The following is a 21538-nucleotide window of genomic DNA, read 5'->3' on the forward strand; positions in this document are numbered from 1 at the left end:
GTATCTAGAATTTCGGTGGCTATTCACTAGTAAATAAATTTTTCGGGCTCTAAGCACTTTTTGAAGGGAACGTCATCGACTCTAATTTCTATTTGGAACGGTGCTGTTAAAATTATGAGCTAAAAAAGATTTCCTTGTAATTGAATTTTTCCTGAATTAGGTAAATCAAATATTCTATACTCATGATAAAGTTTCAAAAAAAATTCTGGTGATTTTATAGAGTCTAATAAGTTTCGTTTATATAGTGAACTAAATAGGGCAACAGAGTGAGCTTGGCAATTAACCGACTTTAAAGGATTGAATTCAATATCAGTAAAACATTGATATTTGATCAACTCATCATGAAGGCACTTTTCTAAATTTAGTACATTTATATACAGCCAATCATAGAACGCTGTTTGAGGAACAACGTCCCATTTCGTGTTAAAAAACTCAAACCCAATTAATGCACCTGAATTTAATATCCTTTCATCCTTTTTTGCTTCTAAAGACGACTTTTTAAGAATATCTATATATGGCCCCCCTTTTTCAAATACCTTACTTGACTGGTAGGCTGACTCAACAGAATAGATTAAATCCCGCTTCTTATCTTGGATCTTTAAATTAAAAGCACTTAATTTAACACCTAAAGGATTCAATGACTTAGTTGAAACTTCGAGAATTTTTTCACTAGGGTATTTTTGACTTATAGCATGATGAAGCTCGGCAATAGATTTTCTCTTTTGTTCAATAGCCATACCATTGTGAAACTTAAATTCTATTAGCTCACTTTCGACCAAGCATGAACCTAAATCATGGGATCTAAATACTGGTCTTTTAGCCATGATCAAATACTCCTAAAACTATTACGGTCGTCAAAATAGCCCCAACAATTCTCGATGGATTCAATACTTAAGTTAGGGTAAAGCGTCCGCAGTCGAATGGCCAACTGATCATCATTCACAAAAATATGCTTTATATAGCTTGGTTCAATTTTCTCAAGCACCATAACTTCAGCTTGAACATCTGTTGTATCTTGATCTTTGAGCATAGTACTTCTTTTAAGGATGCCTCTACTTGTATTTACTTCTTCAGCAAACATAGCCTCCAGTGCTGCTGGACCTTTGAATTGTTCGGTATGAAGATTCCTATATATGCTTGAAGCAGCATTCGATGGATAAAATAAACACTCTTTGGTATGAACAATCGAAGCATTTAACAATATTAAGCACCAAGTATTGTTGATGTAGCGATTCCGGTAAGAGAAAAACATGGAGGAGTTAGGGAACGTGACAGAGAAACATGTAGCATCAAGCTTGCTATCTAGGCGATCCTTGTCAAAATATGTATATCCAATTTTTTGGTTTTCCAAATCACTTCGAGATAGGAAACCTGATTTAACAATACTATGTAAGTTGTCTATAGACGTAAAATGAGTTAAAAACTCAATTCCTCTTTCTTGAACAATTGATGTCATATAAATGACATCGAGCGCCTCTTTCCATTCTACCGAATAGCGCCCCCCTGGTGACTCCTCAAGATAATTCTGTGCCTGCAAATAGCGTTTATTATTAATCATTATTCTATTACGACCAATAATACTTTTAATGACTTTACATCTTAGAAATATTGCAACGTGAGGTGGGAAATTTAAATTTAAATAAGGCTGAAGAATGCTATCAAAAAATGTTGAAACATTATCAAAATTATTAGAGTCCTCGAATAATGCTCCATCATATTCAATAGATTTAAAGCCTGACTGTTCCACCAGTTCTTTTGCTATATCGTTCCCAATAGAAGCTGCGCTAAGTTCGTATCTTATAAATCGGAACAAAGCATCATCATCTTTAAACATTTTCAAAATATCAAGAACGGTATACTGTAATCTTACAAATGTCTCATCATCTAGTTTTATAGCGTCATTATTAAACATCTAAATAAATATTTTAGTCAATTAATTGTTAATTATTATATAATTACTTATCCACTATTAAAAGATGAGATTAAAATGTTTGGTTGGTTTAAAAAAAATTCTAAAGAGTCGCATCTGTTTCAAGGTGACTTAGATTTAACACCCTATATCAGTATATTAAGTATTGTTAAAAATAATAATCCAGTCTATCTAAACTTAAAGAAAGAAAATTTCTTTATTAAGGATAGAGACGGAGATTTAAAGCTTAATGGGCGAGTGGCAATCTTCAAGTTTAATGATGAATCTGGAAATATCATTAAGTTTTTCGTGGCATTCTATGGCGAGTTTTCAGAAGGCTGGAGCTCTACCAACCAAGAAATGTTACGTGGCTTTGAATTAGTGGCAAGAAGCATTTTTGATCTTATTAATAAAAATAAAATCAAATTATTTTCTCCAAGAGCAGTTTATCAAACACAATATATCTATACATACAGATGCTTCCTGCTTGAAGATAAGATAGTTACTTACAATTTATCTTTCACCGATGGATATGTCATTACCAAAAGTATGATTAAAAATATGACAGGCGACGAGGCTGTTGAACACCTTGCCTCAAGCCAAGCTAAGAAATAAGCTTATTTCTTATCCAAGATTCAGGTTAAATTTATATGTTTTCATGCAGAATCTCCTGCTTGTATTTTAAGAGAAAAATCTATTTTTAGAGGGGATTACCACCTAACTTAAATAAAAGTCTCCGACAAACCCGGTACGGTTCAGTCCTCAAGGTTTGTGGAGGGTGGTTTAATAAGCAGCATACCATTCTTGTGTGCTAATTCCTGATGCATTTGCTGTGCAGCAGGAATTGGTCCACCATGTTTCGCAATATATTCTGCCTTTCTTTGCATGAACTCTGCTTCTCTTTGTTGAGCTCGCTCTATTGATTCATCAGGCTGTTGTTGCGGTTGTATCGCCTTATAATTATAGAGACCGACACCACAAAGAAGCAGAATAAAAAAAGCGATTTGTTTTTTAAGAACTTTATTCACTTGTGCTCATCTCTATAAAATACCATCGCTTGTCCAAGCAGGAAAATTCCATTCTTTTTAAGAAAAATGACTCTGTTATCTTATTCATCAATATATTGATATTGTTAAATATTTACAGAGCCATTTCCTCATCATCTTAAAATACGACTACATTCAATCCACCCCTAGCCCCTTAAACACAGCATCCACCGGATCTGCATAAAAGCTGGTCTGGAACTTGGTAAACAGTTCCACAGGAATCGTAGGGATATCTGCCGCACTACTCATTGGTAAGGCAACTTTCTTGGCACCCGCATCAAAAGCAACTTGCAGACATTCGGCAATACTTTCCACCGGTGTAACAGAACCACCCAAGCTCATATCACCCAGTACCACCATCTGACTTTGTACCGATCGTCCTAACAGGCCAGAAGCGAAAGCCACTAAACTTGGCAAGGCAAGATGGCTGAGCGGGCCGGTATTCTGTAATTCCACCACATGTAAGTGGAAATCATGTTCCAGCACCTTACTGCCCCCCGAGATCCGGGATGCATTGGCCTTGAAGTAATCAAAAGCAATCTTGACCTGTTCTTTGGCACTGCTTGAATTCCATAAGCCAGATGTCGCCAATTTTCCTGAACCTTTGGTCACTTGAAGTTCTAAGCGGTATAACCCCGGCATGCCCTTATTACTGAGCCCAATAGTGTAGAGGAAGCCTGATTTGGCTGGCCCTTCAGGAATGAGTCCACCTCCACCGTGCTCTTTGACTGAAACAAAGTGCTCTTCAAGCGTGTCATTATCGATATAGCTGAAATGAACGTCATAGAATTCCATGCCACCAATTTTCTTCAGCTGCTCTTTGACACGCCGGCGTACCTGCAGCGCATATTGAAGACATTGCCGTACATCTTCTTTATTAAACTGACCGTGTGGGTAGAGCAGCTTCATCAATCCAGAAACTGTCTTGCGAACGGCAATCACATCACGCTGATTCAGGTTATTCCCTAGCTTGAAGTACTTCTCAATGGCATCCGCAAAACTACGCTTACGCATTTCCCGGAAGAATTCAGCAAGATAATCAACGATTAGACCATAACGGTTGGTAAAGAATTCCGGACGCATTTTTGGAATTTCCCAACCCGGGATATAGGCATGAAAGCGATCAAAGAATGCTGAATCGATCATTGCTTCAGGGAACGGCGCCAACAGATGGCTGGTTTTAACCAGAGATTCCACACTTTGGTTGATATTACCCACAAAAACCATCGAAGCTGAGGCTTCCATCTGTTCACGACCACGGGCAAAAGATCCTGAGGCCATATAGTCTTTCATGATCTGAACGCCATCTTTGTCCTTAAAGGAAATACCGGCAACTTCATCAAAGGCCACCACATCCCACAACCCCACCAGACCAATACGGCGGCTACTCATGTTATAGAACAGATTGGCGACAGTGGTTTGCCCACCTGAAACTAGAATACTATTCGGTGAACACTCTTTGTAAATATGGCTTTTCCCGGTACCGCGTGGTCCAAGTTCACAGACGTTATAGTTATTTTCAACGAACGGAACCATACGCGCTAATAGGTGCCATTGCACGTCCTCTTTTAACGAAGCCGGTTCCATGCCGATCGAACGGATTAAACTCTCGCGCCACTGATCAGTGCTTAATGCTGCTCTGCCACTGAAAAGTTCATCCATATTCATATTCGGCATTTGAATCGGCTTGAGTAAACTCACCCCAAATGGAGAACTAGTCTGTCCTTCTTCAAAATAATAACTGAGCGTAGCAATGACCCAGATACCACCAACAAGTAATTTTTCATACTCTTTGACGATGCCTGCCGAGATTTCGGCATCTTTGATGCCCAGATTACTAAATGATGCTTCGTATTTGTCTTTACGCTCATTCAGCTTTACGGTCACCCGATCAATGACCTTATAACTGCCCCGTTCACGAACCAGGGATTTCACCTTCTCAGCTTCATCAGGTCGTACATAGTTCTCTGCCAGAACCGTCTTTACGTTACGTAGTCCCTGTTCAATGATCTCTGGATCATCCGAGGCACAGTACATCCCTAGCAGGTATTCGAGTACATAGACCGGGACATTGGCCCCTTCTTTGATCAGTTTAGTCAGATCCTTACGTACCACCCGCCCAGCAAAGTGTTCATTCAGCAGCTGATCCAGTTCTTTATCGTTAGCAGATTCCATGTAGGCTACGCTCTATCGTTAATTCGTTATCAGAAGAAGTCATCGGTAAATGCCAAATCAATGGTGACCTTATAGCGTTGCATCTCGATATTCAGGTCTTTGTCCTTCAGTACCAGGAAGTAATCTTTCTTACGGTCAAAATCAGTGCCAGACAATGACAGTCTGACCTGTTTGACCCGATCGGCAACAGAATCGGTAGCGCTATCAAAAGTCAAAGTTTCTTCACTGGAAACTTTAAGATCCCCATCATAAATGGCAATGGATAAAGTCACTGGCATGACCAGCTCACTGACAGCTTCAGTTTGCATCAAATCAAACTTCTGGATGTTATTGACCATCTTCAGCGTGGATTTGGTAGAAATGACCTCAACTTTACGCTTGGTCCGCTGTCCAGCCTTTTCACCACGTAGCTGTTTTACCATCAGTACCGGTACCACAATTTCCTGAGGCATGATGCCGCCATGCACGAAACGTGAGCCTCCTACGAAATGGAAACGGTTCGCCCCTTTTGGAATCCAGAAATCAGTCGCAGATAATGTGCCTGCCGTAGCTTGGGTTGAGCCTTTCCATGCTTCCTTGCTCTCTGGTAAACCATGCCCAATCACATAGCGTTTTTTGCTTTTCAATGTATTCGCAGGTTTTTCAGTCAAGCTTGAACGATCCGCAGATTCTAATTTACTTTGCTGGAACAAGAAGCCATGGTCGGCTGTGATCAACAGGGTAGAAATATTGAAATGCATCAAGATTTTGCGGCTAAGTTCAGTCAGCTCTTCAATGGCATGTTCCACCGCCATAAAGGTTTCTGATTCTGTAGAGGCACTGTCTCCCCGAGCATCAATCACGTTGTGATAAACGTAAATCAAATCATGGTCTTTAAGTGCTTCACGGCCTTCATCACGCGACCAACCTTTTACCGTTTCAGCGGTAACCGCCAATCCATTATAGGCAGCCAGAATTTTGGATCGTGCTGCAGTCCCTTTGCTGGACTGCCCATCTACTAAAACATCATCACCTGCGGCCTCTTTGTACTCCAAAGTCTGATGCGGCAACAACGAGGCCATGCCAAGTGTGGTGTAACTTGGGACAACGCCCAGCTGTGAAGACAATGTCGCTTCAGAATATCGCTTTTCATTGATACGATCACGCAGCTCTACCGCAGCTTCATAACGGAAAGCATCACTGATAATCACCACAATACGGCGTTTCGTTGCGGAACTGAGTAAGGGTCTAACGTGAGTATCGTAGAAGTTCTGCTGATTTGGGATATCTGCCATTTTCCAGACATTCAAGCGTTGCTCAGCTTCAATCCGCTCGCCCCAGTTGCGTGCCAAGTGGTCAATAAACCAGTAGGAATAGCAATTTTCCACTTCTTCATCGAGTTTTTTCAGGATATCGACATGAGCGCGTTGAGAAGCAGCACTGTAGTGGCGATAGGCCATATCAAAGCGATACAACTCCTGCTCGTAGGCTTTATACAAAGCTTCACTGGAGTCGAAATAGAAACCGGCATCAAACTGCTGTCGCAGGCTAAACAGCTCAATGGCTGCCTGCAACGCTGTATAGACAGTACGATATTTACGGCGTGTTGCATCATCCTTATGTTTGGAAGCCCAATAACCATCCAGACGGGTAGAAATAATCGTTCTGAAATGTTCCAGTTCAGCTTTGGTTGCTGCAGGGATATGACTGGCCAAATCAACAATGATCTTTTGTTCAATCACTTCAAAGGTCATGACATCCAGCAGCTGCCCCAGATCAAAGGCCCCGACCTTCTCCTGAATTCGCAGTGCATTCGCCACGGTCTGGGAAAGCGTATCGAAGGTTGGGTAATATTTAGAACTGTCTCTCCAGCGCGACAAAAAGGCTCTAGCCGTCGCACGGGAGCTGACGGATGACATCACCAGTTCTTGAGCCCATAGCGGTATATCGCCCAGGCTTTCACAGAAACCTGTAGTCATCAAACGGATAAAGAACGTACCGAGCTTGAATGGTGCTTCCCCATTCAATTCTTCAACCGATGCTGGATAACCAATTTCCGCCTGTAATGCGGTGACCAAAGCTGGCACCAGTTGGAATTTTTCCAGTTCAGCAAAGGAGTCTGGATTGACTTCCAGAGCCAGGTTCTGCTGTACCATTTCATCTGCCAGTGCCAGAACGATATGCATAAGTTCGGCACTGTCAGCCTTGACCACAGCTGCAATCATGGCCATATCCAGATCCTGTGCATCTGCATCAGGCTGGATATAGCGTTTTAAGGTGCTCAGACGCGCTTTGGCTTTGAGGAACTCTTCACGTTTGGCCAGATGTTCTCTTAGACTCTGCTGCTGTAAACCCAGCCCATTGAAAATAATCGAGAAACGATCGGCATAGAAGCTGCGAGAATATAGCTTAATGTCCAGTAACCAGTCTTTTTCGGTTTCAGGCTCAGGGCTTGGAAAATACAGCAAGTATTTGCCCTGCTGATCTTGCAGCTCCAGTTTAAGCTTAATCTCTAGGCTCGACTCTTCTGCCATATTCAGAATCTGGACATCATTCAGCTTTAATGCATGTACTTCTTCAGTAAAAGACTGCTCAGCATCGTACCAAAAGACAATTCGATGATTTTCAGTGTAGAAAGCTTGTTCGAGGCCTTGTTTAAGTTGGTTAATATTCATTAAACAACTCCCATCGCCAGCTTTACAACCTCTTCTAAATCACTTTTGAATATATTAAATGAAGACATATTTATACTAGTAATATCGATCTCTTTATTATTAATTAGCTGTGCCATATCTAACCCATTAGTTTTTCCATCTAATGACTCTGCAAGCTGCTCTTTTAAGGGATTTTTACCATTATCATTTCCTGATTCATCCTCTAAACAGTCACAATGTTGATATGGATTTTGCTTGGTAGCACATAACAACCATGCTTCGGATTTTGGTTTAGGAATCATTGCCACTCCTAAGTCATAATCCTCCGCCCTAAAGCCAGCTATAATCGAATTACGTTTATCATTCCAATTTCCCCGCCCTGCGGAGGAAGTACCATCTGCATCTCTAAACAATACCGCAATAACGTTATCATCTACTTCGGTAGCTTTATTTCTTGCAATAGAGGCTAAAGCTCGAGCATTTTCAAAAAAATATTTCGTTTCAGCTGGTTTTTTTTTACCCCTTAAAGACATTGCCTTACGCTGAGGCGGTTGTTTATTTTCAGCTAAATAAGATTCAGATACGTAACTTACTAATTCACAAACCAAATGTGACATTTCAAAACCTTGGTTTAGCTCTATAAGCTGATCTACTATGATTGCCATAGGACCTTCTTGAAAATCAGCTCTATCACATACTGCTGAACTACGACAGACACCAATATCACTAGGGCCTTCACCACTTAATAATAGGTACACGTATTAATCCTCAGCAGGAAGAGATTCAATTTCTAAATACAATCTTGTTAAATCTGTATCAATAAAAGCTTCGCCTGGACCCATAAATTTAAGTTTCTTAGCCATAGAAGGGATATCAAAAAGTTTTATTGCTTTTGTATACCCTTCTGTACTCTTATACAGGTATATAACACCTGCTCTTGCAACATCATCATCCATGAAATTCAGAATCATAGGGCTATGTGTCGTAACCAATATCTGATCGTCAGAATTAATTAAATGATCTATTAAATATTCTATAAGTTCAGGATTAATACCATTTTCAATCTCATCGAACAGGAGAAATGCTTTTCCAATATCAAGCTGTAGTAAAATGGCCATCAAACGTAGCATGCCATCATTTAGATGACGAGCTGTTGTGATTAATTTTTTATTCCTAAATGATTCAACAATTTCTAATTGCTTCCAACCTGATTTCAATGATTTAGTCTTAACTTCATCTAATTGAGGATAAACTTTAACTAATTCTTTTCCTAACATCTCCTTTGTTTCCATTCCAGACTCATGGATAAAAGCAGATAGTTTTTCACCACCTAAACCAAGTTTACCTTCCGCACTTCTATTTCTACTTCTTAAAAGTTCCGGGCTAAGCAAATCTAATGATCGGATGTTAAGTATTTTATCTTTAACAGCTTTTAATGTTTGTTCTTGAAGATTTTCTTTAAGTCGAGAAAGTATAGAACCTTGATATTCAAAGACAATATCTTGTCTACTTGAATGATATGTATATACTGAATCTTCAACGGATAAAATTTTCTCCCCATTTTGTGTAATTGTTTCCTTCGTACAACTTAAAGAACTTCGATTGAAACTTCCTGCCCAAACCAATTCTTGACCTTCAATTTCAAGCACAATTCTAAAGTCAATATTACTTTTCTTAGTTAGTTTAGAATTTAAATCTGACTTCTCCCAACTGCGCATTTTTAACCAGGCATCGATATCTCCGACCATCAATTGTGATACGAAATCTAAGGCTTGTAGTACAGTGGATTTTCCAGAACCGTTTAGCCCCACAATACAATTAAACTTAGCTAGTTCAAGTTTGAAATCAACCAGGGATTTAAAATTATCAACCCATATAGATTTAATCATCTACCACTACTCCCCACTACCACCCGTAATATCCTTAACATTCGCCAACAAGTCCCCAAACTTGCCATAGTTCACTTTCACACCATCATCTAGATCCAGTGAAATACGCTGATCGGCATAGTGACGCAGTTTTTCCTCAAAGCTACTGAGTTCAGCCTGTTGCTTATGCAGATCCTGCAGTTTTTTCTCGATACGTTTGATTTCAGCCGCAGAGTCACTGCTTTCTTTTGCTGTTTCCAGAGAGTTGGCATACGCAGCCATTTTGGAAATCAGTGGCATCACGTATTCGGTACGCATACGTGCCAAAGTACTTTCGTTATAGCGGTGCAAGTATACCAACGCCTGGAAAGCGCCTTGCTTACCACTGCTGAATAACCAGTAGATCGGGCGCTTTTTATAGGTCTGCATATGGTCTTTATAGAACTTGCTGGCGAGGTAACGGCGAATGGTGTCTTCAGCCGTTTCACTGGCTTTTTTATCCAAGCTTTCAGCCAGCCACTGCATATTGGCATCCAGTGTCTCTTTCCCCCAAACGGCAGTTAAGAACTCTCGAATACGGTGCGTTGCATCATCTTCAAACCAGTGCATTTCGGTCAGTGGAATAATGCCGTCAGCATCGGCTGGAAATTTTTGATAACGACTCGCATCAAAGTCTTGATTGCCTGCATGAGCATAGATTAGACCTGGTTCATCCAGGCTATAGCGTCCCATCATGCAGCCAAGTGCATAAGATACTAAACGCTGGCTGTCTTTTTCACGGTCGGCACGAGTCAGCGTGATTTGCTCATCTGGTACATCAGGCGTGAGTTCATCCTGTAAACCATAAGCATCAATAAACAGCTTGTTGTTTTCTTCTTCCAGACATTTCATTTCAGCCACAGCTTCAGCATTTTGCTGTTGCCATGTATTAAAGGCTTGTTCTAAGTTTGGCTGCTGGGTACGAATAATTGGGTTTTGAGCAAAATCCCATGAGGTTTCGTAGGAATCCCAATCTCTTTGAGATATTGTCAATAAATTTTTATATATTTTTTCTATTTCTCTATTAAATTCAATTAATTTGGAAGGAAATGGCAAAAGGTTAAAATAACCAACATGAAAATGAAGAGTTGGATTAAGTATTTTTGTCATCATATTAACAAATTTGTTATTACAATAACATAAAACTATTTTCTCTATTTTATTATCGGTGGGGAAAGCACAATGACCAGTATTCGAGAATAAAAACCCATTACTATATTTTCGAAATGAATTATTCGCTGAGGTAATATCAGACCATGAAATAAATGGTTTAAAATACTTGTTTTCAGAAGGTAAATGATTTCCTAATGTTTTCAAAAGATCTCTATTATTTTTATCGAATGCTATTACATACTCTTGATTACCATACCATTTTCTATAACTCCCACCTTTGTTAAGCGGATACCATTTTTTGTTGTTTTCCCATCCCTCTTGTGCTGAATCAAGGTTTAAACCTAATTTTGAAAAGTTAATTTCCCAATATAATCTAAAGAATCGACTGTCCTGACCTGTTCCTAATCCTTGCTTAGCTTCTAAGATATTACCTAACGAATTTTCTGAGAAGAATATATTCCGAACATTTTCACTAACCCAATAAGCCACAGGACTACCTGGAATTTTCTTAAAATCATCTTGAATAGTCGAATCAAATCGATTTAGTCCTGCTTTAAGTTCAATCTCTTTTTGATCCTGATCTGTATTCACAAGCCTAAAAAATACTGGCTTAAATCCATTTAGATGTTTACCTTGCATCACAAATGCAGTGGTTTGTACAACTTCACCTGAAATTTCAGGAAATGCTCGTGCACCTAAGTGTGCCATGGTTTGAATCGTACGATCTTGTAATAACTTTTCACGCATTGCTTCATAAGATGACAGGAACATCCAGCTTTGCATGGTCACCATGCTATTAAAGCCACTGTCTTTACACCAAGCAAACCCACGTTCAATAAACATGCTGAATAAATCAGATTTACTATCTGGGAACTTTTTCTTGGCAAAATCTTTTAAGATTGCATTCATTTTTCCTCCACCCATATAAGGTGGATTCGCAATCACAGCATCATATTGTTTAGCAAGTAATTTAGCTTGTTGAACTAAAGGTAATAACTCTTGTGCTGACTGCTGCGCAAAAATATCCCCTGAATCCAAAGCTTTATTCAGCTTGCTTTCTAAATCAGGCAACTTTTTAGCAAATGATGCAGGAATTTGAATCAAAGATCCAAAGGTCGAAGCATGTTCAAATAGATCCAGTAATTCTTTTAAATCAGCCTGTGTAATATCAGTGTTTGCCAAATCCTGACTGAATGCATCTAAACGCTCAGGCTGACTATCCCGCAACGCAATAATATTCAGCTTCGGTGGATTGCTAAATAAACGGCGGTCATCCTCACGCGCTTTCATCAACAGTGCAAAACTCGCCAATTGTGCCGCACGGGTATCAATATCAATCCCGTACAGGTTATTTTCCAGAATCAAACGTGGAATATCGCGGCTACGGTAACCACGTTCTAAATAAATCGCTTTTAAGCAGTCATAAGCTTCCACCAGAATGTGCCCCGAACCACAAGCCGGATCGAGTACTGTAATGCTTTCAGGGTTTAAGGTATCGCCATCTTCACTGATCCGCACATCAATCAGTTGTTTTAATTGTGCATTGACTTCATTACTTTGCTCAGCCGGCTGAATATAGTATTCCCAACTACTCGCTAGCGTACTTTCTGGATGTGCCATCAGCCATAAGCGGCCGACACTGTTCTGTACCAAATATTTTACAATCCAGTTCGGGGTGAAGAGTTGTGTCGCTGCAGGAATATCTTCACTTTTGACGACTTTACCAATGACTTGATCTTTCTTTTCAGAAATATAGAACTGATACAGCCAGCCAATAATCTGTACATCCGACCAGTCTTCTTCCGGAATGCTGCTCACTAAATCACGGATCAACGAATCGGTTTTAGTCAGGTTATCCGGTAACAGTAGTTCAGATTCATCAGAAACCTGTTCGAACAGCAGTGGCATGACCTGATTCAACGCATGACACTGCGCCAATAACAGCTCTCGATACAGCTCTTCGTCTTTATTGCCATCCAGCTTAAGCTCAGCCACACGGCTGGCATCTAAACCTGGTAGGTCGATATCCAGACATTCTTCCAGAAGCTGTGGCAAGCCTGCACTACCATCTGCACTACTCAGTACACGACGGCCATGATCGAGTAAGCCTTTGCATTCCATATAGCGAATGGCACAGAGACGGTTAAACCAGCTGTAAGCGATATAATCAATCGTCTGCTCAAAACTGCTGGTTTGAATGCGCTTGATCAGCTTCTCACGAGGTTTCATGACGGATAGCGGAAAAACCTGATCGCCAATCAGCAGCAAGTCGCCTTTCTGTTCAGCCGGTAAAATGCTGTCTGTGCTGATGCCATATTTGGCGGCCTGCTTGCGCATCGCTGCGATAAAATCATTACGTGCTTGCGGTGCGTATTTTTTAATATGACTGGTATTCATCTTTAAACCTTTAATTAATGACTGATGCCGATATCCCTAAGCCCTGTTAGCGGATACGCACACGCTTTTTGTCACTCACGATTTTTTTCAGTTCAGCTTTGAGTGCGTCTACAAACTGATCCACTGACTCTTCTGTTTCCAGATAGACACTGCTGGAGGTTTTGCTGTAAATGCTGGCGACATCAACTTCGACAACAGGTTTCGGTGGCACTACGGCTGTCGCAGGCTGTAGCGGACTCGCAGCAGGTGTTGATGTAGCTGGGCTGGAGGTGGTTGCAGTGTTGGTTACACTCTCTGCTTTGCTCTGAGCCAATTGTGCCGCTTTGGCCTGACGCTGGATTTCCGCCTGAACTTCGCTTTCCAACTCATACAAGGCTTCATCAAAACGCTCCACGGCGGTTTGGGTTTGCAGCATATAGATGGTGGATAGGCTAGTTTCCACTTCAATATCCGTTTTCAGCAGTTGTAGTGGGCGTAATAGCTTGTTACTCAGCTCAGCGCTAGCGATGCCACTGTTTTTAATCTCGGCTTCTAACTGCTTGATCTTGTCATCCAGCTGCTCTAGCGCCTGACTGCGTTTTTCAGTTAGTAAGCGTTGATTGACACTTTCCACGGTGCGAACCAAATCAGCCACTTTATTTAACAGGCCATAGGGCGATTCAAGGGTGAAAATACGATGTAATTCAGACAGGGCTTTTTTAGCTACCTCATCACTGCCCAGCGCCTGTTTGTTCTTCTCAAAATGACGTAAGGCCTGTTGCAGTTGCTGCCAGCTCGGCATCTGGTTAGTGAAGAACTCATGAATATCACGATAATCTTCTTCCAGGTCAAGATAGTCGTCCTTGTTCTCAACCACGGCTTTAAAGAAATCGAAGCTGTCGCTATTGGCCAGCAAGCGCTCCAAAGTCAGAATCGACTTTTCAATCACTTTCTTGCCCGGGAACTGTCCGACATCAGTTTTACTCTTATACGACTTAAAGTTGGCTAACCAAGTCTTAAAATACTGGGTATAGAATTCAAACAGCTCTTTTTCTGTCGCTGGTCCCATCGCCGAGAATAGGTCTTGGGTGAGTTGGCGTGCCTGTTTCAACACCTGATCATCAGTCTGGCGCTTTTTAATGATCGATACATCACGGCGACGGCGGCTGTTTTGTAAAGGCTCAAAGGCATCTTTTAACTGTAAGCTGCCACCATTTAACTGCAGTGAAATGCGCCCCATTGCCGCCAACTGACCCACCAACAGTAAAATCTCAGCATCTGGCCAGCCATAAGGGCGTTTAGCAAAACGATCCACCACATCCGATACCAGAATACGTTCTGTACCTGTTGCCCGTAGCGCAATGTACTGTTCCACTTCTTGTAGGGCTTTCGGGTTCGTCTGACCGCCATCCAGTGACAGGCCTAACTGCGCCATATCATCCACAGTCAATACGGCGTTCAGTTCGCGCCAGGCATCCTGCTGATAGACTTGCAGATAGCTCAGTTTGGTATAGGTGTTTTCCAGCAAATAACGACAAGCCTCATCCAGCTTGGTGGTTGGACTTGAAGATGAAAGTTGTAGATGTTGACCCAAGGCATAACTTTCCGCGTCCAGCAACATTTCTTCGACCCGGGCACGCAGGCGTTTTTTACGCTCCTGATTCTCACGGCCACGGTCTGCCAGAATACGGGTGATATCGGACTGAGTGCCATCATCATTTAAACGGATGAATTTATTGGTTTTCAGCCAGGTGCGCAGTTCATTAAAGAACTGTTTATCGTCTGCCAGTTTAAACAGCACTTGTCCTTCAGCCTGAGTACTTTTACCAATACAGTAAGCTTCAGTGTAGAGGTTGTATTCCGTATCCAGCGGAGAAATGATTTCAACTTTTAAATCGCTCTCATACTTGCCATCCAGGCTATGGCTATCTAGGAAACGACCAATCTGATAGTCCATCTTGTTGGCTTGATGGCGGTATTTGTTCTGATCGCGCAGTAAATCTTTAAAGATCAGATTGGCTAACTCTTTATTTTCTTCTGAAGCTGCTAAGTCAGTGGCTTTGATTTTTCGGGTAATATCACGTTCTTCATTGGTCAGGAACAGGAACTCATCGCCATTCCTCGTAATCAGGCTCTCTTTTTCCAGACGCTGCAGGCTCTCTTCAATCCGCTTGCGCAATGCCAGCTTATCTTCATCAATTTTCTCAATCGACAAAGTCACCAGGTTATCCAGCGTACCTTTGATGATATCGACATAGCGGATCATGAACAGGGTACGCAGCATCTGCACATCAAAACCATCCAGGGTCTTATTCTGCCCTGCCTGGTCGATGGTACGCTTCACTGCAGTATCCAGGAAGCCTTCAACTGAAGTATAGAAGCGGTGGAAAGGAACGAGGGCACCGACTTCATCTGTGGCAATCGCATTCGCGGCCATCTGGAACGCATCTAGCATGGACCGTTCACCATAGGCCAGGTGTGCACCGGTCGCACCGACTTTACGGATTTCTTCAAATACTTTTTGCACCAGCTGGAAATGGTACGGCGCAAAAGGATAGTTATGGATAAAGCTGTCTGGCCCCTCATAGTTCTTGAGGGTCGGGCCTGAACGGTCAAAGGTAATCTGATTTTTTAAGATATCGCCCTTTTGCTCAAACACCGATCTGAGCAGTGCTTCAGCTTCCGGGGTTTTACGTAATAAACGTTTCTGGATGACTTCATCGGTATTGGAACTGGACAGCGATAAACGGGTTTTAAAACGTCCAGCAATCTTGGAGAAGTCATTGGCTTTGGAAGAAGACATCTCACCTAAAACAGCATCGATGTCTGCCTGTGAGGTGACGATAATCCAAGCGCGGCCTTTACAGATCGTACCCAGGTTTTCAGTAATGGTTTGCAGTGTCAGCATCAAGCGGGTATCGCTGCCAATAAACTGCCCCACTTCATCAACCAAGAACAACATGCGTTGCTGGGGTCCTTTGCTGTCCAGGTATTCTTTCACCCACTGACAGAAGTTTTCGACCGAAACACTAAAGGTCTGCTCAGAATCCTCAAACCACTTGTGTGCAGCTTCAGCGGATAGGTTGAGGGCTTGGGAAATCGCGGTTTCGACATCATCCTGATAGAACTGATAGCCGTCACGTTCTTCTAGCCAGGACATGCCGCTGGATTCCTCAAACGCCTGTTTAAAGCGCTCATACACACCTTTCTGGCTCAGGTGACGTTCCATATGGGCAATATGTGGATGGTCAGCACTAAAACCCTGATACTCGTTAAACACACGTAAAAACACATTCAGGATCGGATTGCCATCATCGTTGGAGCTGGCTTTACTGTCGATGTTAAACAGGATGACATCGGCATGATGGCTGACGGCCTTGCCAATATCGGCACGGATAAATGCATCGCGGATTTTAGTTTCATCAAAGAATTCTGCGGCGCTACGCTCGTTACCTTGCGCATCACGTACCACTTTATTGGCCAGAATATACGACAAGGTTTTCAGGAAATGTGATTTACCTGAACCAAAGAAGCCTGAAATCCATACGCCGACACGGTTGGCAATCGAAGGATCGCTCAGGTCTGTGCCATAAGACTGGAAGAAATCCCGAAAATGCTTTTCCAGTTCATTGGTGACCACATACTCATCGAGTTCCTGATAAACCGTGGTATTGTCATTCTGGTCTGCTTTTACGACCCCGTTAATCGCACGATCTAATGGCTTGTAAAAAAGTTCTTTAATGTTCATCTCAATCCATTCCCCCGAATTCTTATTTCTATTTGCCGTGTTTAAGGCACTAATCTGAATGCTCTGTAGTAATTATTGCTTGGAATTTTTCCAAATAAACTCATCGCTTGACCGTCGTAATAACCTGGGTAAAACAGCACCACTGGCTTATGCCCCAGTAACGAATGCAAACTGTTCAATAAGTGATGGGCACGTAACAGTGGCCAAACCGACCCAACCCCAGTCATCAACACAATATCTTGCGCATTGGTGGCATATTTACTTACCAGATAGGGCGCGAACTTATCCATATGCAGTGGGCCTTTCAGCGCTTTGAGCAGCGCCTCATCGCCTTTGGCTTTTTGCATTTGAATGGCTTTATCGATGAAGTTACGCTCAGCCAGATAATCCACCACGGCTTGCAGCAGGTTGATATTCACCACCTTCAGCTGACTGTGTTTTTTCTCCAGCATCCCGTCTAGAAAATGCAGATATTCGCGCACTTTCAACTCATCTTCAGGTGCATAATCAAAAATCCAGAAGCCAATTTCATTGCCCAATCCTTGACCGGTGAGAAACTCGGTTGAAAGTATTCGCTCTGGAATCTGGTTCAGACGCTCATGTATTTTTTGACTCATTGCTGCCCCTCTACAACTACCGCGTCCATAGCGAAACTTCCATAGATCTTTTAATGCGTTGTTTATAATGTTCTTCCAACAGGCTACGCAGCTCTGCTCTGACGATCACACGCTGCAACTCCAGCTTACGGGTACTTTTTAAGTAACCGGCTTCTGCCAGCATACGAAACACCACCTGCCCCATTTTTTTCTTGCTGGACTCTTTCCAATCACAGATATCCGGATCACGTTGTGAGCGTTCATCCAAAAAATCTGACCAAATATAGCTATCCAGGTATTGAGCCTGGGAGATATAGGCCTCTCTCATCACTGTTTCCATAAACTCAAGCAGCAACAGGTTGCGTTCAAGTGCCCCACAAAAAGCCACCTGAGTCGCCAGCTCATCATCCCCATCACGTAGTGCTCTCCAGAAATCAGGCTCTAAGCGCTCCAGACGCTTACGAATAGCGGTGGCATTGCGTTGAGCTGAAGCAGGCGTTCTTTTTTGCAGAATATTGTCAATCTGAATGGCCTGATGCCATTGTTCTGGAGTCGCTTCTCGTAATAACAGATCCGCGATCAGCCGGCTTTCACGCACCATCAGGGAACCACCAATCAGGTCACTGTCATAATGAAATTGTTCTAACATGGCCAATCTCCTATGAGGCCTGATCAAACAGGTAAGACGACAGCTTTTCGATATCTGAGCGTTGTAGTACCAAGGGATATTTCAAGGCATCATCCGCCTCAGCCAGCGTGATCGCGGCCTGATATCGCTGCAAAGTATAGTGAGCCAGGGCTTTTTTCACCGGAATCTGTAATCTGCCCTCCGGCATGCCAAAGTCTTTTTCGACCAGGGCTTGTTGTGATGGGTTCAATTTGGGATTGGGCATCAGCGTCAGCATGATTTCTTCATGCCATTGCTGATCCTGAGCAGGGTCTACTGACTCAATCGCCACCGCAACAGGTGTGCGATCAATTCTGGAGAGTAAAAAGTCCTTAAACTGCTTGCTCTGATGGCAATAGGCACGGACATGCCAACGGAAGCCGGTATACACCAGGGTATGCGGGGAAATCATGCGCTCATGCCACTGCGGATTCTGCATGGAGGCATAAATAATTTTGAGACAGCTTTGTGTTCGACAGGCACGCAACACCTCCCTGATGACTTCAGGACGCACACTGCGATCGGGTAACTGGACCGCTGAGAGATTCGGTTCTGGTGTCGCAATCAGGGCATGTGATTCACTGACCAAGCCCGAGAGCATATTGAGATATTCATTGATATGCGCTGTAGTCAGTACTGGTTGAAAACTGGCTTTAGGCACATAGCCTTTTACCGATGGATCATGAATCAAGGCATCGGGGTTGTAAAGCGTATTGTAACGCTTGATATCCGCAGAAGCCTGCTGTCGACTAAGTCCAAACCAACTCATCAAACGATTGGTAACCAAACGACCTTCCCAGTATGCAAGGAGTTCAATGGCTCTCATTCTGAGAAGGACTTCATGCTTATCTGTCGTCATATACCAATCAGTCAATAAATAGTAGTTTTAAGATTACCCTACAGCAAATATACAGTAAAGATTTTTGACGGTATTTAAAGGTAGTATTGCAATCACCAGATAAAAAATATACTAGTATCCTGATGATAGCCGTCAAAGTACGATCTCTAGCAGATCATGGATCCTAGTATAGCGCGTGAATTGAGCTAAGTTTTAGAATGAGAGAAATATGGGTTTTAGATTTCGTAAAAGTATTAAATTATTCCCGGGTTTTAAAATTAATCTGACCCATAAAGGCATCAGCAGTGCCAGCATTGGCAAACCTGGTGCTTCTCTAAATATTGGGAAAAAAGGTACGCGAACCAGTGTCGGCATTCCAGGTACGGGACTATCTTACTCTAAACACCAACCTTACTCTAAAAAGACCCGTGTTCCACAACCGACATCGCTAGAACACACGGAATATAATCCTCAGAATTTAGAACAACCGAAGACAAAGATCTGGCCTTGGATTATTTTTGGAATATTGTGTTTTATGGTGGGTGCCGTCATTTTTTAGCAAGAACAGCATTGTATTTTGATCAAAAAAAATGCCCACATGGATGAATGGGCAAACTAAGGAATTAATATCCTTCAGAAACTACAGTGCAATTCTCGCTACTTTCAGTAAGTGACTGTAGCTCAATCATGATGATCTGACTCAATCGAGTCGAGGTAAATCGATCCATCACAATTGGAGCAAAAATTATGCTTGAATACATTCTTGGATGATGCTGAAAAGTCTTTGAGTTTTAATCAATAAATAAGAGTATTCATGTCTACCCTCAACTTTACTTATTTTCAGATAGCAACCAATCGAGAGCACTCATTTTTACAATACCATTATAATTTGCTTCAGCCCCTATCGTGTCTAAGGTAAGTAAATATTTGGGATACGAATCAGAAATTTTCTGTAATGGACGTAACTCTCGGCTGAGTGTCTCCTCATTGAGCGTTTCTAATGCCACTTGATAATAAGTTAAATTCTGTAAAGTATCGACAGCAACAAAATCTATTTCATATTCATCAACCCGCCCTACATAGACCGTATAACCTCGTCTGATAAGCTCAAGATAAATTACATTTTCTAAGATATGACCTTGATCAGCATTAGCATCAGGCAACATAATCCGGCGCAATCCGACATCAACTAAATAGTATTTTTCAGAGGATTGTAATAACTCACGCCCACGTACTTTAAATTGTGCAGCACTATAAAATAGCAAACTGTCCTGTAAGCCCTGAATATAGCGTTTTACTGTTTCAAATGAGATTTTAACCCCGCTTGAAACAAAGGTATTTTTAATTTTATTGATGGAAATAGGTGAGCCTGTCACGCTTGCCAAATATCTTGCGACACGCTCGAGAGAGTTAATATCGGCAGTATTCAAACGGGGAATAACATCTTTAAACATTACACTGGCATAGACCGCTTGCAAGTAATCATAAGTTTCTTGCTGGCTAGTCATGGCAAGCGTATAAGGGAAACTACTGCGCGTATACATGGCATACAAATCACGATTGGATAATTGTTGGATGATCGGATTATTTTCAATATGCCACTGTTTAAATTCTTGGAATGACAAAGGTAGAACATGTTGCTCGATATAGCGTCCTGTAAGTAAAGTCGCAAGTTCTCCACTTAGAAAGAATGCGTTTGAGCCTGTAATATATAAATCGATATAATCCCGAACATATAAAGAGTCGACCACTTTCTCAAAATTGGTAACATGTTGTATTTCATCTAAAAAAACATAGTTTTTTTTACTTTTATCAACTTTGGACAATACATAATCATGTAGTTTACGGTAATCGGTGAGTTCTTCAAATTCCATAAATTCGAAGTTGATGGCAATGATGTTTTCGGCTTGTACACCCTGTGCTTTTAGGTCTTGTTGAAACATCGCCAATAAGGTAGATTTTCCAGAGCGACGCACACCTGAAAGTACTTTAATGACATCACGGTCTTGCCATGTATTCAGAAATTTTAAGTAGCCATCACGTCGAATATTAGCGCTTCTCATTGTTTACACTTGAAATCTAAAGTTTTAATTAATTCTATCAAAGTTTAGAACCTAGATGTAAAAATATTCAATTTTAAAAAAATTTAAAGTTTAAGTGAAACATTCAAAGCTACTGTTGAAGCATGCAAACAGTAGATCTGATCAAAATCCAAATTCTGTCTTTTTGATTATTTTCCATGTCATGTTATTTCATTGATGCTACGAGTTAACTGCTATATAAATTAAGTGAAAAGTAAATGGAACTAAGATGTTAACTAGAGTGGAACTCATTTTTGTTGTGCTGATGGTCTCAGCCTTAATCCTCATTGCTTATGAAATGCTAAAAGGTTTATTTTAGGGCATCTATACAATTTTTGATCAAAAAAAAGCCCACAGAGGGAATCTATGGGCGAAACTAAGGACCTTGACGGTCATTCAGAAACTACAGCTAGTTTCTGGTTGTGATTCTGGACTGAATTAAAAATAAC

The 21538-nt window shown here is 41.6% G+C and carries 15 protein-coding genes; 2 read left to right on the plus strand and 13 right to left on the minus strand.

Features of this window, described 5'->3' with window-relative positions; translation table 11 throughout:
- Nucleotides 1–119: 119 nt before the first annotated feature.
- Both CDG62_RS00770 and CDG62_RS00775 read right to left on the minus strand, forming a co-directional pair.
- Nucleotides 120–824 carry a DarT1-associated NADAR antitoxin family protein gene (locus CDG62_RS00770; protein ID WP_034700617.1) on the minus strand — a complete coding sequence of 235 codons (705 nt, stop codon included), beginning with the start codon at nucleotides 822–824 and terminating at the stop codon, nucleotides 120–122.
- Between the two features lie 2 nt (nucleotides 825–826).
- Nucleotides 827–1912, minus strand: a complete 1086-nt coding sequence (locus CDG62_RS00775) for a DarT ssDNA thymidine ADP-ribosyltransferase family protein (protein WP_087528536.1) — start codon at nucleotides 1910–1912, stop codon at nucleotides 827–829.
- 75 nt (nucleotides 1913–1987) lie between these two features.
- On the opposite strand from CDG62_RS00775, the gene CDG62_RS00780 reads away from it, so the two are divergent.
- Complete coding sequence (locus CDG62_RS00780) at nucleotides 1988–2524, plus strand: hypothetical protein (protein ID WP_087528535.1); 537 nt, start codon at nucleotides 1988–1990, stop codon at nucleotides 2522–2524.
- Nucleotides 2525–2664: 140 nt separating this feature from the next.
- On the opposite strand, the gene CDG62_RS00785 is transcribed toward CDG62_RS00780, so the two are convergent.
- The 10 genes from CDG62_RS00785 to CDG62_RS00830 all read right to left on the minus strand — a co-directional run bounded on the left by CDG62_RS00785 (nucleotide 2665) and on the right by CDG62_RS00830 (nucleotide 19029).
- Entirely contained in the window at nucleotides 2665–2937 is a 273-nt protein-coding gene (locus tag CDG62_RS00785; protein ID WP_087528534.1) for a hypothetical protein, read from the minus strand.
- Nucleotides 2938–3090: 153 nt separating this feature from the next.
- Nucleotides 3091–5130, minus strand: coding sequence for a protease Lon-related BREX system protein BrxL (gene brxL, locus CDG62_RS00790; RefSeq protein ID WP_087528533.1), 2040 nt, complete (start codon nucleotides 5128–5130; stop codon nucleotides 3091–3093).
- A gap of 29 nt (nucleotides 5131–5159) precedes the next feature.
- Entirely contained in the window at nucleotides 5160–7784 is a 2625-nt protein-coding gene (gene pglZ / locus CDG62_RS00795) for a BREX-1 system phosphatase PglZ type A (RefSeq protein ID WP_087528532.1), read from the minus strand.
- Nucleotides 7784–8521 carry a hypothetical protein gene (locus CDG62_RS00800; protein ID WP_087528531.1) on the minus strand — a complete coding sequence of 246 codons (738 nt, stop codon included), beginning with the start codon at nucleotides 8519–8521 and terminating at the stop codon, nucleotides 7784–7786. The genes pglZ and CDG62_RS00800 overlap by 1 nt, the downstream gene beginning before the upstream one ends.
- A gap of 3 nt (nucleotides 8522–8524) precedes the next feature.
- A complete protein-coding gene (locus tag CDG62_RS00805; protein WP_087528530.1) occupies nucleotides 8525–9652 on the minus strand; it encodes an AAA family ATPase in 1128 nt (375 codons plus the stop codon).
- 6 nt (nucleotides 9653–9658) lie between these two features.
- A complete protein-coding gene (gene pglX, locus CDG62_RS00810) occupies nucleotides 9659–13180 on the minus strand; it encodes a BREX-1 system adenine-specific DNA-methyltransferase PglX (protein WP_087528529.1) in 3522 nt (1173 codons plus the stop codon).
- A 46-nt stretch (nucleotides 13181–13226) separates the two neighbouring features.
- Nucleotides 13227–16907 carry a BREX system P-loop protein BrxC gene (brxC, locus tag CDG62_RS00815; RefSeq protein ID WP_087528528.1) on the minus strand — a complete coding sequence of 1227 codons (3681 nt, stop codon included), beginning with the start codon at nucleotides 16905–16907 and terminating at the stop codon, nucleotides 13227–13229.
- Between the two features lie 41 nt (nucleotides 16908–16948).
- On the minus strand, nucleotides 16949–17524 hold the full coding sequence (locus CDG62_RS00820; RefSeq protein WP_004281985.1) for a DUF1788 domain-containing protein: 576 nt from the start codon (nucleotides 17522–17524) through the stop codon (nucleotides 16949–16951).
- Nucleotides 17525–17540: 16 nt separating this feature from the next.
- Nucleotides 17541–18152 (minus strand): DUF1819 family protein, encoded by a 612-nt coding sequence (locus CDG62_RS00825; RefSeq protein WP_087528527.1) that lies wholly within the window; start codon nucleotides 18150–18152, stop codon nucleotides 17541–17543.
- Nucleotides 18153–18162: 10 nt separating this feature from the next.
- Nucleotides 18163–19029, minus strand: a complete 867-nt coding sequence (locus CDG62_RS00830; RefSeq protein ID WP_087528526.1) for a WYL domain-containing protein — start codon at nucleotides 19027–19029, stop codon at nucleotides 18163–18165.
- A gap of 208 nt (nucleotides 19030–19237) precedes the next feature.
- On the opposite strand from CDG62_RS00830, the gene CDG62_RS00835 reads away from it, so the two are divergent.
- Nucleotides 19238–19567, plus strand: coding sequence for a DUF4236 domain-containing protein (locus tag CDG62_RS00835; RefSeq protein WP_000506885.1), 330 nt, complete (start codon nucleotides 19238–19240; stop codon nucleotides 19565–19567).
- Between the two features lie 271 nt (nucleotides 19568–19838).
- On the opposite strand, the gene CDG62_RS00840 is transcribed toward CDG62_RS00835, so the two are convergent.
- Nucleotides 19839–21071 carry an ATP-binding protein gene (locus CDG62_RS00840; RefSeq protein ID WP_087528525.1) on the minus strand — a complete coding sequence of 411 codons (1233 nt, stop codon included), beginning with the start codon at nucleotides 21069–21071 and terminating at the stop codon, nucleotides 19839–19841.
- Between the last annotated feature and the right edge of the window lie 467 nt (nucleotides 21072–21538).

Origin of the sequence: Acinetobacter sp. WCHA55 (genome assembly GCF_002165305.2) — a bacterium.
Classification (GTDB): Bacteria; Pseudomonadota; Gammaproteobacteria; order Pseudomonadales; family Moraxellaceae; genus Acinetobacter.

Excerpts from the sequence above, each read along its gene's own strand:
- CDG62_RS00825 (WP_087528527.1), bottom strand. The coding sequence starts at position 18,152 with ATGTTAGAACAATTTCATTATGACAGTGACCTGATTGGTGGTTCCCTG.
- CDG62_RS00830 (WP_087528526.1), bottom strand. The coding sequence starts at position 19,029 with ATGACGACAGATAAGCATGAAGTCCTTCTCAGAATGAGAGCCATTGAA.
- CDG62_RS00805 (WP_087528530.1), bottom strand. The coding sequence starts at position 9,652 with ATGATTAAATCTATATGGGTTGATAATTTTAAATCCCTGGTTGATTTC.
- CDG62_RS00820 (WP_004281985.1), bottom strand. The coding sequence starts at position 17,524 with ATGAGTCAAAAAATACATGAGCGTCTGAACCAGATTCCAGAGCGAATA.
- CDG62_RS00775 (WP_087528536.1), bottom strand. The coding sequence starts at position 1,912 with ATGTTTAATAATGACGCTATAAAACTAGATGATGAGACATTTGTAAGA.
- CDG62_RS00780 (WP_087528535.1), top strand. The coding sequence starts at position 1,988 with ATGTTTGGTTGGTTTAAAAAAAATTCTAAAGAGTCGCATCTGTTTCAA.
- CDG62_RS00770 (WP_034700617.1), bottom strand. The coding sequence starts at position 824 with ATGGCTAAAAGACCAGTATTTAGATCCCATGATTTAGGTTCATGCTTG.
- CDG62_RS00835 (WP_000506885.1), top strand. The coding sequence starts at position 19,238 with ATGGGTTTTAGATTTCGTAAAAGTATTAAATTATTCCCGGGTTTTAAA.
- brxC (WP_087528528.1), bottom strand. The coding sequence starts at position 16,907 with ATGAACATTAAAGAACTTTTTTACAAGCCATTAGATCGTGCGATTAAC.
- brxL (WP_087528533.1), bottom strand. The coding sequence starts at position 5,130 with ATGGAATCTGCTAACGATAAAGAACTGGATCAGCTGCTGAATGAACAC.
- pglX (WP_087528529.1), bottom strand. The coding sequence starts at position 13,180 with ATGAATACCAGTCATATTAAAAAATACGCACCGCAAGCACGTAATGAT.
- pglZ (WP_087528532.1), bottom strand. The coding sequence starts at position 7,784 with ATGAATATTAACCAACTTAAACAAGGCCTCGAACAAGCTTTCTACACT.
- CDG62_RS00840 (WP_087528525.1), bottom strand. The coding sequence starts at position 21,071 with ATGAGAAGCGCTAATATTCGACGTGATGGCTACTTAAAATTTCTGAAT.